Origin of the sequence: Stenotrophomonas sp. 22385 (genome assembly GCF_052045085.1) — a bacterium.
Lineage (GTDB): Bacteria > Pseudomonadota > Gammaproteobacteria > Xanthomonadales > Xanthomonadaceae > Stenotrophomonas.
On the sequence record NZ_JBQEOG010000003.1, the window covers coordinates 94,912 to 109,089 of the forward strand.

Genomic DNA, 14,178 nt, shown 5'->3' on the forward strand with positions numbered 1-14,178 from the left:
ACTGGCGTGGAGTAACGCCATGTCGCTGAAAATCAATGAGCTCTGCGTCAACTGCGACGTATGCGAGCCCGCCTGTCCCAACCAGGCCATTTCGATGGGTGAAACCATCTACGTGATCGACCCTGCACGCTGCACAGAATGCGTGGGGCATTTCGACGAACCGCAGTGCGTGGTCGTCTGCCCGGTGGAATGCATCGATCCCGATCCGGACATTCCCGAAACCCAGGAAGCGCTGCTGGCCAAGCTGCATGGGCTGCAGCGCGATCATCCCGAACTCTATGTGGAGTCTGCGCCCGAATGAACACCCGCTCCCGTCGCTGGTTGCTGCTGCTCTTGCTGTGGACACCGGCCCTATGGGCCGCCGAGCCTGCGCCGCAGGCCACGCTGGCCGCGCATCCTGAAGGCGTCGCCATTGCCAGTGGCCATCACCTGGCCACCGAAGCGGGGATGGAGATCCTGGCCAAGGGCGGCAACGCGTTCGACGCCGCAGTGGCGGTGTCGTCCACCTTGGCGGTGGTCGAGCCGATCAGCTCCGGCCTGGGCGGCGGCGGGTTCTTCCTGCTGCACGATGCGAAGACCGGCAAGGACGTGATGCTGGACGCGCGCGAGACCGCGCCGGCCGCCGCGACCCCCGAAGCATTCCTGGACAGGAAGGGCGAGCTGGACCGCGACCGGTCGGTGAACGGACCGTGGTCGGCCGGCATTCCCGGCCTGCCGGCGGCGCTGGTGGAGCTGTCGGCCAGGCACGGCAAGCTGCCGCTGCAGGCATCGCTGGCCCCGGCGATCCGCATCGCCCGCGAGGGGTTCCCGGTGTATGCGCGCATGGCCAAGGGCTATGCCTCGCGCCGTGAAGTGATGGAGCGGTACCCCGGAACGCGGGAAGTGTACCTGCGCAACGGCAAACCGATCGCCGAAGGCGATGTGTTCAGGCAGCCGGAGCTGGCGCAGACGCTGGAGCGCCTGGCCGCAGGCGGGTTCGATGGCTTCTACAAGGGCCAGACCGGCAAGCTGCTGCTGGCCGGGGTGAAGCAGGCCGGTGGCAAGTGGACGGCCGACGAGCTGGCCGGTTACCGGGTCAAGCAGCGCGAACCGATCGTGTTCAACTACCGCGACTGGAAGATCACCACCGCCTCGCCGCCGTCGTCCGGCGGCATCGCGCTGGCCTCGATGCTGCAGATCCTGGAAGGCTGGGACCTGAAGGCGATGGATCCGGCGCACCGCACCCACCTGGTGGTGGAATCGATGCGCCGCGCGTTCCGTGACCGCACCTTCTTCCTGGGCGATCCGGATTTCGTGCAGATTCCGCAGAAGGTGCTGACCAGCCGCGATTACGCCCAGGGCCTGCGCGCCACCATCCACCCGGAAAAGGCCACCCCCAGCGACCTGCTGTCGGGCAATCCGACTCCGCTGGAAGATGACGAGACCACCCACTTCTCGATCATCGACCAGGACGGCAACCGCGTGGGCGCCACCCAGACCGTGAACCTGCTGTACGGCTCGGGCCTCATTCCGTCGGGCACCGGCGTGCTGCTCAACAACGAGATGGACGACTTTGCGCTCAAGCCGGGTACCCCCAACGCGTTCGGCGTGATGGGCTATGCGGCCAACGCGCCCAAGCCGGGCAAGCGCATGCTCAGCTCGATGACCCCGACCTTCATGGAATCGGCCGATAAGGTCGTGGTGCTCGGCACCCCGGGCGGCAGCCGCATCATCACCATGGTGCTGCTGGGCGTGCTGGGCTACGACGATGGCCTCGACGCGCAGCAGGTTGCGGCGTTGCCGCGCTTCCACCACCAGTGGCTGCCGGACGTGATCGAGGCCGAAACCGGTGCGTTCGATGCGGGTACCATCAAGCAGCTGCAGGCGATGGGCCACAAGATCGACCTGCCCGGCGACAGCGCGGAAGGCGGGCGCGGTTCCAGCCACGTGTGGGGCAACCTGCAGACAGTGGAGTGGAACCGCCGCAGCAACCAGCTCAGCGTGGGCAGCGACCCGCGCAATCCGGTCGGTTCGGGAGCGGTCGCTCCTGCGGCGGCACGGTAAACCGAAAACCCCGCCACGGCGGGGTTTTTCATGCCGGCGGATAGCGAATTATTAACGCGGCCCGCCGGATAATTTACCGATGAAACTATGGTCCATCCGCGGTAACTCACAAAAGCTCGATGGCGGCGCGATGTTCGGCAATGCGCCGCGTGCGGTCTGGGAAAAATGGGCGGTACCGGACGATCTCAACCGGATCGAACTGGCCTGCCGCGCGTTGTTGGCGAGCCCGCTGGCGGGCAAAACGGTGCTGTTCGAAACCGGAATCGGGGCGTTCTTCGAACCGAAGCTGCGTGACCGTTACGGCGTGCAGGAACCCAGCCATGTGCTGATCGAATCGCTGCGCGAAGCCGGCTTCGAGCACGAGGACATCGACGTGGTGGTGCTCAGCCATCTGCATTTCGACCACGCCGGTGGCCTGCTGGCACCGTGGAGCGAAGGCCGCGCGCCGGAACTGCTGTTCCCCAACGCGACCTTCCTGGTCGGTGCCGAACACTGGGAACGCGCGCTGGATCCTCACCCGCGCGACCGCGCCAGCTTCATTCCCGAACTGCCGCAGCTGCTGCGCGACAGTGGGCGGCTGGAGATCGTAGAAGGACCGCATTCGCGCACGCTGGGCAACAGCGTGCGTTTCAGTTTCAGCGATGGTCACACCCCGGGCCTGATGCTGGCCGAAATCATTGGCCCGGAACAGGTAGAAGGTCAGCCGCGCGGCGGCGTGGTGTTCTGTGCCGACCTGATTCCCGGGCGCTCATGGGTGCACGTACCCATCACCATGGGCTACGACCGCAACGCCGAACTGCTGATCGACGAGAAGCGCAGCTTCCTCGAAGACAAACTGGCGCGCAACGTGCACCTGTTCTTTACCCACGACCCCGAGTGCGCGCTGGCCCAGGTCACCCGCGACGAGAAGGGGCGGTTCGGCACCGCCCACGAACAGGGCGAGCTGAAGGCCCGCGCGCTGGCCTGACAGCGCGCCGATCAACCGGCCACGCGGGTCCCGAAGATGCGGTCACCGGCGTCGCCCAGGCCGGGCAGGATGTAGCCCTTCTCGTTGAGGCGCGCATCGATCGCGGCAGTGAAGATCTCCACGTCCGGGTGCGCGGCCTGCACCGCGGCAATGCCTTCCGGCGCCGCCACCAGGAAAATACCCTTGATCCGCCGTGCCCCGGCGCGCTTGAGCATGTCGATGGTGGCGATCAGGGTGCCGCCGGTGGCCAGCATCGGGTCCAGGATCAGCGCATCGCGCTCTTCCAGGCGCCCGGTCAGGCGCTCGAAGTAGGGCACCGGCTGCAGGGTTTCCTCATCGCGCTGCAGGCCCACCACGCTGACCCGCGCCGCGGGAATCAGCGACAGCACGCCGCTGAGCATGCCCAGCCCCGCGCGCAGGATGGGCACCACCGTGATCTTCGCACCGGCAATGCGCTGCACGGTGACTTCTCCGGCCCAACCGGCGAGGGTGTGCGCTTCGGTATCCAGGTCGGCGGTGGCCTCGTACGCCAGCAGGCCACCCAGCTCATTGGCCAGCTCGCGGAAGTCCTTGGTGCTCAGGGATGCATCGCGCATCAGGCCGATCTTGTGCTGCACCAGCGGGTGGCGAACTTCGACGATTTTCATGGGAATGCCAACAAAACGGGGAGAACGCCATTTTGCCGCACCGGTGCCATGGCCGGCCATAGTCCGCCCCTGAAGGTGCCCATCGCCACCGGTGTCACGTTCATGCAATCTCCCGGACATACCGTGCTGACCCAATCTTTACACCGTTGGGGAAGCCGTGCAGAACAAATCGCCGTTGGGGCTGGCCATCAGCCTGTCGTTGCTCGTCCTGTCCACCGCGCCTGCCGTGGCCGCCGCGAGCGGGGAGCTCGTCGGCGCTGCGGCAGCCACCGAACTGGACCGGGTGGAAGTGCGCCCGCAGTTGGAATCGCAGACCCGTGCGGTTGACCTCAAGCGCAGCAGCGACGCCATCCAGGACGCGGTATCGTCCGATGCCATGGGCGTCTACCCGGACAAGAACGTGGCCGAATCGCTGCAGCGCCTGCCCGGCGTCAGTGTCACCCGTGACCAGGGCGAGGGCCGCTTCGTGGTGGTGCGCGGCCTGGATGCCAACCTCAACAGCGTCAGCATCGACGGCATCGCCGTGGGTACCCCGGAAGATTCCAGCCGCGCCGCGCCGCTGGACGTGATTCCCTCGGACTCGACCGAACGCCTGCGCGTGGTCAAGTCGCCGACGCCGGACATGCCCGGCGACGCCATCGGCGGCGCGATCCTGGTCGAGTCCGCTTCGGCCTTCGACCGCGACGGGCGCAGCCTGCGTGGCAAGATCGAAGCCAGCCACCAGGACCTGTCCGGCCACACCAGCCCCAAGGCCGCGTTCAACTACAGCGAAGTGTTCGCCGATACCTTCGGCGTGGCGCTGGGCGTGAACTACCAGAACCGGAAGTTCGAGTCCGACAACAGCGAAGTCGAGTACGGCGAGTTCGACGGCGGCAGCGAAGACGAGCTGTTCGCCAACAGCCTGCAGCACCGCAAGTACGAGATCGAGCGCAAGCGCATCGGCGCCAACCTCAACTTCGACTGGCGCCCCAATGAAGACAGCCAGTACTACCTGCGCACCCTGTACAGCCAGTTCGATGACGCCGAAACCCGCCAGCGCACCATCTTCAACTTCGGCGATGGCGAGGTCACCGCGCTGGGCAACAACCAGTTCCGGGTCGACGACCTGCCGGCCGATGCGATCCAGAAGCGCATGCGTTACCGCACCAAGGAGGAAAACACCTTCGCCGCCAGCCTGGGCGGAGAGAACCGCCTGACCAACGCGGTGCTGGATTACAAGGTCGGCTACACCCGTACCGAAGAGCGCGTCAACGACGAGATGGAAGCGCGCTTCGAGTACAACGGCGACGACCTGGCCGCCACCGTGGACCAGAACAGCGGCATCCCGCGCTACACGCTCAGCGATGCCAGCTGGATGGACAACGGCAACTACGATTTCGACCGTTTCGTGGTCTCGCCCAAGCGCGTGGATGACAAGGAGCACAGCGCCCAGGTCAACATCCGCTTCGACGGCGACAACAGCAGCTACAAGTTCGGCCTGCTGGGACGCTGGCGTGACCGCGACGTGGATACCGACGAGCGCGAGCTTCGCGTGGGTCCCGACGTGGCGTTGTCCGAGTGGACCACCGCCACGCCCGACCACCGTGGCGGCAGCCTCGGCCAGGGCATGAGCTCGGATGCGATGCGCCGTTACTGGGCCCAGTTCGGCAGCCAGTACAGTGCCCGCCCGCAGGATGTCGGCGCCAATGCGATGACCTCGCTGGAAGAGGACTACACCGCCAGCGAAGACATCTTCGCCAGCTACGCCATGGGTACATGGGATGTGGGCAGCCTGCGCATCATCGGCGGCGTGCGGGTGGAAAACACCCGGTTCCAGGCCACCGGCAACCAGGTCGACGTGTCCGCCAACGGCCGCAGCTTCACCGTGACCCCGCTCACCGCCGACCGCAGCTACACCAACGTGCTGCCCGGCCTGCACCTGCGTTACGACGCCGGCAGCGACTGGGTGCTGCGTGCAGCCGCCAACAAGACCGTGTCGCGCCCGTCGTTCGGCGATATCGCGCCGCGCATCGGCTACAACCGCGGCGACGAGGAAGTGCGTCTCGGCAACCCCGAGCTGGATCCGTACGAATCCAACAATGTGGACCTGTCGTTCGAGCGCTACATCGGCAGTACCGGCATCCTCTCGCTGGGCCTGTTCCACAAGTCGATCGACGGCTACATCGTCAACACCGTCAGCGACAGCGATCCCGAATACCCGGGCTTCGAGGTCACCCGCGTGATCAACGGCGACAAGGCCAAGGTCTACGGCGCCGAGTTCAACTGGCAGCAGCAGCTCAGCTTCCTGCCGGCCGGTTGGGATGGCCTGCTGGTCGGTGCCAGCGGCACCTGGCTGGAGACCGATTTCGACCCGGGCCTGGACGGCCGCGCCGACGAGGACTTCACCCTGCCGCGTGCCTCCAGGCATGTTTACAGCGCACACCTGGGCTACGAGAAGGCCGGCTTCAGCACCCGTCTCGCCGCCGTGTACCGCAGCGAGTACCTGGATACGCTGGGCGACAGCCGCGCCTACGACATCTTCGTGGCGCCCCATACCCAGCTCGATTTCAGCCTGGACTACAAGATCACCACCAACGTGAGCGTGTACTTCGAAGCGCAGAACCTGCTCGACAAGCCGCTGGAGCTGTACCAGGGCGTGCGTTCGCGCACGCTGCAGAACGAAGAGTACGGCCGCACCTACGCGCTGGGCCTGAAGGTGGCGCTGTGATGCGCGCACGCCCCGCACTGGGCCTGCTTGCGCTGGCGCTGCTGGCCGGCTGCAAGCCGGCTGCCGCCCCCGCGCCGGCCGCGCCCGCCGTGGACGCCGCCGCAGCCACCACCGGCCGCAACGTGGCCACCGTGGCCGAGGCCTTCCTCACGCCGATGACGCCTGCCGACAACATCGACTCGCCGGCCAGCTGGACCAGCCCGGACGGGCAGGTGTGGCTGATCGCCACCGCCAAGGCCACCGACAAGCTGGTGGTCTACGACGGCCAGACCGGCGCGCACCTGCGTGACGTGGGCAGCACCGGCACCGCGCCAGGTCAGTTCGTCCGGCCCAACGGCATCGCCGTGGTCGATGACCTGGTGCTGATCGTGGAGCGCGACAACCACCGCGTGCAGGTGCTGCAGCTGCCGTCGTTCACGCCGCTGGGCACGTTCGCCGCCGACGACCTGCGCAAGCCGTACGGGCTGTGGGTGAACAAGCAGTCCAACGGCTATGACGTGTACGTGACCGACTCCTACGACGCCGGTGAAGACGCGCAGGGCAACGACGTGCTGCCGCCGCTGGCCGAGCTGGACAAGCGCGTGCGCCGCTATGCGGTGCAGGTGCAGGACGGCAAGGTGCAGGCGAGCCTGGTCGCCAGCATCGGCGACACCACCGAGGCCGGCGCGCTGCGCGTGGTGGAATCGATCTGGGGCGACCCGGCCTACGACCGCCTGCTGATTGCCGAAGAAGACGAACGCTATGCCAGCGAAATCAAGGTGTATTCACTGGAAGGCAGGTTCAGCGGCACCACATTCGGCCGCGATGCGTTCAAGGCCCAGGCCGAAGGCGTGATGCTGCGCACCTGCGGCAAGGACGGCTGGTGGATCACCACCGAACAGGGCAAGGATCGCAGCGTATTCCATCTGTTCGACCGCAACACGCTGAAGCATGTCGGCGCGTTCCAGGGCAATACCGTGGCCAATACCGATGGTATCTGGCTGAGCACGGCCGCCTCGCCGCGCTTCCCGCATGGCGCGCTGTACGCCGTGCATGACGACCAGGGCGTGGTCGCCTTCGACTGGGCCAGCGTGGCCAGACAGCTGTCGCTGCCGCTGGAGTGTGCAAAGTGAGCGGTATTCCTGCCTGCGCCCGCGCGCTCGCGGTCTTGCTGCTGCTGGGCAGCGCTTCCAGCTGGGCCAAGCCGGAGGGCAAGGCCGAACCGAACACCCAGGTGCCGGCCGGCAGCCGGCATTACGCGGCGACCGGTTTCCCCGACCGTATCGTGGCCTCGCCGGCGCAGGACGCATCGCGCGGCTTCGCCGTCGCGTGGCGGACTGATGGCAGCGTCAGCACGCCGCTGCTGGAATGGGTGGTTGCCGGCGACTCGCCCGATGTCGGCACGCCCCGGCGTGTTACCGCCGTGACCACGGCGCTGGCCACGGAGCTCGGTACATCCCATCACCACCGCGCCGACGTCGTGGGACTGGCGCCGGACACGCTGTACCTGTGGCGGGTGCAGGGCAACGGCACCTGGAGCGCCTGGAACCAGCTGCGCACCGCCGGGCGGGCCGACCAGCCATTGACCCTGCTGTATTTCGGCGACACCCAGAACAAGAACGTCAGCCACGTCTCGCGCGTGCTGCGTGCCGGCATCAAAGCCGCACCGGATGCACGCCTGACCCTGTTTGCCGGTGACCTGGTGAGTGGCGGTGACGGCGTGGACGACAGCGAGTGGGGCGAGTGGTTCGCTGCCGCCGGCTGGCTGCCGCAGGAAACCGCAGTGGCACCGGCGATCGGCAACCACGAGTACTTCGAGGAATTCGAAGACACCCCGCAGGAACGCCGCGTGCTGGGCCGGCACTGGCCCGTGACCTTCGCCCTGCCGCGCAACGGCGTGGAGGCCGCATCCACCAGCACCTACTGGTTCGACTACCAGGGCGTCCGCATCGCCGTGCTGGACGGGACCTCGGCGCTGGACCTGGGCACGGCCCGGGCGCAGGCGGCGTGGCTGGACAAGGTGCTGGCGGACAACCCGCAGCCGTGGAGCATCGTGCTGCTGCACCAGCCGTTCTATTCGCCGCGCGAGGGCCGCGAGAACGCCGAGCTGCGTGACGTGCTGCTGCCGGTGGTGCGCCGCCACAACGTGGACCTGGTGCTGCAGGGCCACGACCACACCTACGGGCGTCGTGGCGAAGGGCAGGCGGCCACCCCGCAGTACGTGGTGACGGTGGCCGGCCCGAAGCAGTACCGGCTGTCCGAAGAAGCACGCGCGACGATGGCGCCGGTCGGTGAGGACACCCAGCTGTACCAGGTGCTCACGATCGATCCACGGCACCTGCGCTATGAAGCACGCACGGTCACCGGCCGCCTGTACGACGGCTTCGAACTCAACCGCGAGGCCGACGGCAGCAAGCGCAAGACCGAACTCACCGAGGGCCGCATCGCCCCGCGCGACTGCACGCGCACCCAGACCCTGAAGGGTCGCGCTGATCGCTGCTGGGAATAAGGACTGCCATGAACCCGCAACCCAAGCTTCCCCTGATCGCCCTGGCCGCCGCACTGCTGCTGCTCACCGGCGCCAGCCTGGCCAGCAACGCGGTGCTGCATCCGTTCCTGGCCGCCCAGCCGAAGGAAGCGCCGGAGGAAGCCAACCTGGCCGTGGAAATCCCCGCCGGCAGCTTCACCAAGTACGAAATCAAGGAAGACGGCCTGGTCCACGTCGACCGCTTCCAGTCGATGCCGGTCGCGTACCCGGCCAACTATGGCTCGATGCCGCGCACCCTGGCCGGCGACAACGATCCGCTGGATGCGCTGGTGTTGGCCCGCGAACCGCTGCATCCGGGCGTGATCGTGCGCTTCCGCCCGATCGGCTACCTGAAGATGGTCGACAACGGCGAGCACGACGAGAAGGTGATCGGCGTACCCACGGACAAGATCGACCCGACCTACGCCAACATCCGCGACCTGCAGGATCTGCCGCTGATCGAACGCCAGCGCATCGAAGCGTTCTTCCGGGTCTACAAGGACCTGCCCGAAGGCCGCAACCCGGTGCAGCTCAACGGCTGGGGCAACGCCGCTGAAGCGAAGGCGCTGATCCGCGAATCGATGCAGCGCTTCGACGCCCAGCAGCGCCACGCCAAGGGCGATTGACAATGTTCAACCCGAGGTGGGTTCGTGGATCGGGCAACGGTTGAAGGTTGAGCGGAATTCACGCGAGGCCGCCATGACCACGCGACGTGCGCGGTTGAGATTGCCCAGCGGCCGGTGCGCCGCCAGGGCGTGCCAGGGGGCGAAGGCCAGCTGGTCTTCGCTCGATTCGGCATCTGCACTCCAGGAGGCCTGTGCTTCGACCACGAGGCGGCCGACGGGCAGGTACGGGCTGATCTCTTCAGGCCACACCACCGACGCGTCTTCAATCGGCATTTTCTCCAGGTCACGGCAGAGCTGCACCCGCAGCTCCCACTCGGCCACGGCACCCGGCCGGGCGAAGAATGCGGCCACCGCCTCGCGCTGCGTGTCCGCAGCCGATTCCAGCGGCTCGCCGGTCAGCGCCTTCAACGCCGGCGATACCGGCACCCAGGAAAACTTGGCGATGTACGCGCCATAGCGGAATGGCACCTGGGTGAAGAAGGTTTCACCCAACGGATGATGCTGCGGTTCGCCGCCCAGCGCCTTGAGTGTGGCGCTTTGCCCACCGACGGCTTCGAGGGCCGCCTCGGTGCCGCGCAACGTGGCCGACAGCACCTGCTTGGTACGCGGCATGCGCTCGGTGGTGGCCGCCAGCAGCTTCGCCGAGCGGAGGAAACCGCTGATGCCGGGCGTGTTGAACGCCGGTCCATTGACCATCAGGAAGTCCTGGCTGTGCTGCTCATCGCCGCCTTCCACGCGTGCACCGGGCACGTCCATGATCTTGACGGCCATCGCGCGCGGCGTGGAGACGGTATCGGGCAGCTGCTCGGCCGGCGGCGAGGACAAGCGCACCAGGGCGTCATACTCGGCCGGTGTGGCGAACAGGCCCTGGCTCAGCTCGGGCGACAGCCCACCGAGCACATGGAAGCGCCCGCGCAGCAGCGCGTGGCCCTTGGCATGCACCGCGCGGTGCGCATGCCCTTCGTGGTTGGCCACGACCTGGGCCATGTCAGTGAACACCTTGACCAGTTCGGCGATGGTGGCCTGTTCGTCAGCGTCCGCATGTTCAACATTGACCGAGTAGGCGACAGCAGGGAGGTGGGCAGGCATGGCGATGGCATCCGCGTGGAAGAGGGGTCACCTTCCCGCGTGATCCGTGCACGAGCGGTGCAGGGGACATCGCCGTGGCGCGAAGGGCGCGTGCACTGCCTTCACTCCAGATCGCTATCATGTGGATCTCTTTCATCGTAGGCGGTGCGTGTGTCGGTAGCTCTGGTCTGGTTCCGCCGTGATCTGCGCCTTCAGGACAACCCGGCATTGCAGGCCGCTCTGGAGGCGGGGCATACCCCGGTGCCGGTCTACATCCATGCACCGGACGAGGAGGGCGCGTGGGCGCCGGGCGGTGCTTCGAACGCATGGCTGCACCGTTCGTTGGTGGCGTTGGACGCGGATCTGCGCGCACGCGGCTCGGCGCTGGTGCTGCGCAAGGGCGGCAGCCAGGCGCAGCTGTTGGCGCTGATCGAAGAAACCGGCGCCGAGGCGGTCTACTGGAACCGCAAGTACGAACCCGCCACCCAACCGCGCGATGCCCGGATCAAGCGCGAACTGCGCGAGCGGGGCATAGACGCGAACAGCTGCAACGGCAGCCTGATGTTCGAGCCGTGGGATATCGCCACGCTGCAGGGCGGCCCGTACAAGGTCTTCACCCCGTTCTGGCGCAACGCGCTCACCCGCATGAATATGCCGGCGGCCACCCGGCTGCCGCAGACCCTGCCGGCGCACGCTGCGAAAGGCGTGGCACTGGATGCACTGCAGCTGGCCCCTGCGCTGGACTGGGACAAGCAGTTCTGGGAGCACTGGCAACCTGGCGAAACCGGTGCGCAGGAAGCGCTCTCGGTGTTCGTCGACGGTGCGCTGAACGGCTACCGCCAGCAGCGCGACCTGCCCGATCGGGTGGGTACGTCACTGCTGTCGCCGCACCTGCACTTCGGCGAAATTTCACCCTGGCAGATCGTGCGACGGCTGGAAGGAGCGCGCAGCGCCAGCCGCGATGCCGATATCGATGGCTACATCCGCGAGCTGGGCTGGCGTGAGTTCTCCTACCACCTGCTGCACCACTTCCCGCAGACTCCCGAGAACAATCTCAATCCGCGTTTCGCGAACTTCAGCTGGGCCAAGCCGAATGTGACACAGCTGCAGGCGTGGCAGCAGGGCCGGACGGGCGTCCCGATCGTCGACGCGGGGCTGCGCGAGCTGTGGGCCACCGGCTACATGCACAACCGCGTGCGGATGATCGTGGCCAGCTTCCTCTGCAAGCACATGCGCCAGCACTGGCTGCACGGCGCACGCTGGTTCTGGGACACGCTGGTGGATGCGGACCTGGCCAACAACACCATGGGCTGGCAGTGGGTGGCCGGCACCGGTGCGGATGCGGCGCCGTATTTCCGCATCTTCAACCCGGTCACGCAGTCGCAGAAGTTCGATCCGCATGCGCGTTACATCACCCGTTGGGTGCCCGAACTGGCGCCGTTGCCGGTAAAGGCGCGCTTCGCGCCGTGGCAGTCGCCGTCGTTGCTGGCCGAGCTGGCGCCGGGCTATCCGGCAGTGCCACTGGTGGATCTGGCAGCCGGCCGCGAGGCGGCGTTGGCGGCCTACCGACATACCGGCTGACCCCGGAACCTGAACGAAATGCCGAATCCGTGCCTGTTCATCATGCCGGCATCGCATTGGCGTGTTTATCCTTCTGGCCATCCGCACGCCGTCAGACGGCATCCAAGGAGAACACCATGATTCGATCCGCACCCCGCAACGTGGCCCTGGCCCTGATGACCGCTGCAGCCCTGTCGGCCTGCGCCACCGGTGGCTCCTACGTGCAGAGTGACCCGTACGGCAACCCGACCGAGCAGCAGAGCCGCACCGGCCGCAATGCGCTGATCGGTACCGCCATCGGCGTGGCTGCCGGCCTGCTGACCGGTGACAGCGCGACCGAGCGTCGCCAGCACGCAATGGTGGGTGCGGGTATCGGCGCGCTGGCCGGCGCCGGCGTGGGTGCGTATCAGAACAAGCAGGAGCGTGAGCTCCGCGCGCGCACCGCCAACACCGGTATCGATGTCCAGCGCCAGGGCGACAACATCGTGCTGAACCTGCCCGATGGCGTGACCTTTGACTTCGGCAAGTCCCAGCTGAAGCCGGAGTTCTACGGTGCGCTCAACGGCGTGGCCAGCACGCTGAACGAGTACAACCAGACCATGATCGAAGTGGTTGGCCACACTGACAGTATTGGCAGTGACGCGGTCAACAACAAACTGTCCAAGGAACGCGCCGATTCGGTGGCGCAGTACCTGACCGCCCAGGGCGTGCAGAGCGTGCGTATCGAGACGCTGGGCGCCGGCAAGGCGTACCCGATCGCCGATAACAGCACCGACGCCGGTCGCGCAAAGAACCGCCGCGTGGAAATCCGCGTGATCCCGCTGCAACAATAAGCCGCGCCTGCGCGTGCAACGAAAAAATGCCGCCTGAGAAGGCGGCATTTTTCATGACGCAGGCGGCTTGGATCACCCTGCGGTAACCGTTTCCAGTATCCGCTTCCCGGTCTCCTGCAGCTCCGCTTCGGCTTCCTTCTGCTGCTGCTTGGCCAGCTTCGCCGCCGGGCACTGCGCCAGCATGTAGTTCGCATCGAAGTTGAGCTTTTCCACCAGGAAATCGACGAACGCGCGCACCTTCGGCGACACCAGCCGGCCGCCGGCGAACACCGCGTTGAAGTCCACTTCCGGGCCAGTCCAGCCCGCCAGCACACGGCGCACCATGCCCGATTCGATGAACGGCTTGGCCATCACATCACCGGTGAGCAGCAGGCCTTCGCCGCAGACCAGCGCGCCGTTCAGCGCCGACGGATCATTGGCGACGAGCAGTGGATTGACCGGGAAATCACGCAGGTCACCGCCGTTCTCGCCGAGCTGCCAGAAGAACCGGTTGTTGTTGAGGTTGCGCGCCTTGCGCATCGCCAGGATGCGGTGGAACTGCAGTTCATCCGGGTGCAGCGGCTCGCCGTAGCGCTCGATGTAGGCGGGACTGGCGAACACCTGCGTGCGCAGGCTGCCCAGCTTGCGCGCCACCAGGTTGGAATCGGGCAGGGCCCCCACGCGCAGCGCGAGGTCCGCTTCGCCGGCGATGAGGTCCAGCTTTTCGTTGCCCAGGTGCATGTCCAGCTGGATCTCCGGGTACTGGGCATGGAACTGCCCCAACAGCGGTGCGATCCAGGTGATGCCGATCGAGTAGGGCACGGTGAAGCGCAGCCAGCCGCGCGGCCCGGACTGCAGCTGGTTGACCGCGCCTTCGGCTTCTTCCAGCTCGCGTGCGATGCGTTGGCAATGTTCGTGGTACACCGAGCCGGCCTCGGTCAGGCCCAGCCGGCGTGTGGTCCGGTGCAGCAGGCGTGCGCCGAGGCGCGTTTCCAGTTCCTGCACCTTGCGGCTGACCGTGGTCTTGGGCAGGCCGAGCGCATTGGCAGCAGCGATGAAGCTGCCTTGCTCGACCACCTTGACGAAGATCAGCGTGTCGTTGAGATCGTGGGCCATGACGGAGTCCGTATCGGGGGATGGGATGGGGTGCCCGAAAGATTGTGCCGGGTACGGGACGATTATTCCCCTTAATTCGGACTAATCAAGGGGGAGTTCGAGGACTAATCTGGCGCCATTCCCGAA

The 14,178-nt window shown here is 66.7% G+C and carries 12 protein-coding genes; 9 read left to right on the forward strand and 3 right to left on the reverse strand.

Annotated elements, in window-relative coordinates:
• The first annotated feature begins 19 nt into the window (after positions 1–19).
• From ACTJI4_RS07165 to ACTJI4_RS07175, 3 genes are all read left to right on the forward strand, one after another.
• Positions 20–301: a YfhL family 4Fe-4S dicluster ferredoxin gene (locus ACTJI4_RS07165; protein ID WP_068851051.1), complete on the forward strand. Its 282-nt coding sequence runs from the start codon at positions 20–22 to the stop codon at positions 299–301.
• Positions 298–2,043, forward strand: a complete 1,746-nt coding sequence (gene ggt, locus ACTJI4_RS07170; RefSeq protein WP_440868895.1) for a gamma-glutamyltransferase — start codon at positions 298–300, stop codon at positions 2,041–2,043. The genes ACTJI4_RS07165 and ggt overlap by 4 nt, the downstream gene beginning before the upstream one ends.
• A gap of 79 nt (positions 2,044–2,122) precedes the next feature.
• Complete coding sequence (locus ACTJI4_RS07175; RefSeq protein ID WP_440868896.1) at positions 2,123–3,010, forward strand: MBL fold metallo-hydrolase; 888 nt, start codon at positions 2,123–2,125, stop codon at positions 3,008–3,010.
• Between the two features lie 11 nt (positions 3,011–3,021).
• Here ACTJI4_RS07175 and upp read toward each other — a convergent pair whose 3' ends face one another.
• On the reverse strand, positions 3,022–3,657 hold the full coding sequence (gene upp / locus ACTJI4_RS07180) for a uracil phosphoribosyltransferase (RefSeq protein WP_392916644.1): 636 nt from the start codon (positions 3,655–3,657) through the stop codon (positions 3,022–3,024).
• A gap of 157 nt (positions 3,658–3,814) precedes the next feature.
• Here upp and ACTJI4_RS07185 point away from each other — a divergent pair, with 157 nt between their 5' ends.
• Genes ACTJI4_RS07185 through ACTJI4_RS07200 form a run of 4 tightly spaced genes read left to right on the forward strand, consistent with a single transcriptional unit; the run spans position 3,815 to position 9,496 of the window.
• Positions 3,815–6,364, forward strand: a complete 2,550-nt coding sequence (locus tag ACTJI4_RS07185; protein WP_440868897.1) for a TonB-dependent receptor — start codon at positions 3,815–3,817, stop codon at positions 6,362–6,364.
• Entirely contained in the window at positions 6,364–7,476 is a 1,113-nt protein-coding gene (locus ACTJI4_RS07190; RefSeq protein ID WP_392916650.1) for a phytase, read from the forward strand. The genes ACTJI4_RS07185 and ACTJI4_RS07190 overlap by 1 nt, the downstream gene beginning before the upstream one ends.
• Entirely contained in the window at positions 7,473–8,852 is a 1,380-nt protein-coding gene (locus ACTJI4_RS07195; RefSeq protein WP_440868898.1) for a metallophosphoesterase, read from the forward strand. Before ACTJI4_RS07190 ends, ACTJI4_RS07195 begins: the two co-directional genes overlap by 4 nt.
• 8 nt (positions 8,853–8,860) lie before the next feature.
• Positions 8,861–9,496 (forward strand): inorganic diphosphatase, encoded by a 636-nt coding sequence (locus ACTJI4_RS07200; protein WP_392916656.1) that lies wholly within the window; start codon positions 8,861–8,863, stop codon positions 9,494–9,496.
• 6 nt (positions 9,497–9,502) lie between these two features.
• On the opposite strand, the gene ACTJI4_RS07205 is transcribed toward ACTJI4_RS07200, so the two are convergent.
• Positions 9,503–10,585, reverse strand: a complete 1,083-nt coding sequence (locus ACTJI4_RS07205) for a catalase family protein (RefSeq protein WP_392916658.1) — start codon at positions 10,583–10,585, stop codon at positions 9,503–9,505.
• A 150-nt stretch (positions 10,586–10,735) separates the two neighbouring features.
• Between ACTJI4_RS07205 and ACTJI4_RS07210 the strand changes: the two genes are divergently transcribed.
• The gene (locus ACTJI4_RS07210) at positions 10,736–12,145 is read left to right on the forward strand and encodes a cryptochrome/photolyase family protein (protein ID WP_440868899.1); all 1,410 of its coding nucleotides are present in this window, start codon (positions 10,736–10,738) and stop codon (positions 12,143–12,145) included.
• Between the two features lie 116 nt (positions 12,146–12,261).
• Positions 12,262–12,957 (forward strand): OmpA family protein, encoded by a 696-nt coding sequence (locus ACTJI4_RS07215; RefSeq protein WP_392916664.1) that lies wholly within the window; start codon positions 12,262–12,264, stop codon positions 12,955–12,957.
• Between the two features lie 72 nt (positions 12,958–13,029).
• Here ACTJI4_RS07215 and ACTJI4_RS07220 read toward each other — a convergent pair whose 3' ends face one another.
• Entirely contained in the window at positions 13,030–14,052 is a 1,023-nt protein-coding gene (locus ACTJI4_RS07220) for a LysR family transcriptional regulator (RefSeq protein WP_282245138.1), read from the reverse strand.
• Positions 14,053–14,178 lie beyond the last annotated feature (126 nt).

What these genes read in the sequence shown, in the direction of transcription:
- ACTJI4_RS07190 (WP_392916650.1), top strand. Translation starts at nt 6,364, where the DNA reads ATGCGCGCACGCCCCGCACTGGGCCTGCTTGCGCTGGCGCTGCTGGCC.
- ACTJI4_RS07220 (WP_282245138.1), bottom strand. Translation starts at nt 14,052, where the DNA reads ATGGCCCACGATCTCAACGACACGCTGATCTTCGTCAAGGTGGTCGAG.
- ACTJI4_RS07200 (WP_392916656.1), top strand. Translation starts at nt 8,861, where the DNA reads ATGAACCCGCAACCCAAGCTTCCCCTGATCGCCCTGGCCGCCGCACTG.
- upp (WP_392916644.1), bottom strand. Translation starts at nt 3,657, where the DNA reads ATGAAAATCGTCGAAGTTCGCCACCCGCTGGTGCAGCACAAGATCGGC.
- ACTJI4_RS07165 (WP_068851051.1), top strand. Translation starts at nt 20, where the DNA reads ATGTCGCTGAAAATCAATGAGCTCTGCGTCAACTGCGACGTATGCGAG.
- ACTJI4_RS07215 (WP_392916664.1), top strand. Translation starts at nt 12,262, where the DNA reads ATGATTCGATCCGCACCCCGCAACGTGGCCCTGGCCCTGATGACCGCT.
- ggt (WP_440868895.1), top strand. Translation starts at nt 298, where the DNA reads ATGAACACCCGCTCCCGTCGCTGGTTGCTGCTGCTCTTGCTGTGGACA.
- ACTJI4_RS07205 (WP_392916658.1), bottom strand. Translation starts at nt 10,585, where the DNA reads ATGCCTGCCCACCTCCCTGCTGTCGCCTACTCGGTCAATGTTGAACAT.
- ACTJI4_RS07175 (WP_440868896.1), top strand. Translation starts at nt 2,123, where the DNA reads ATGAAACTATGGTCCATCCGCGGTAACTCACAAAAGCTCGATGGCGGC.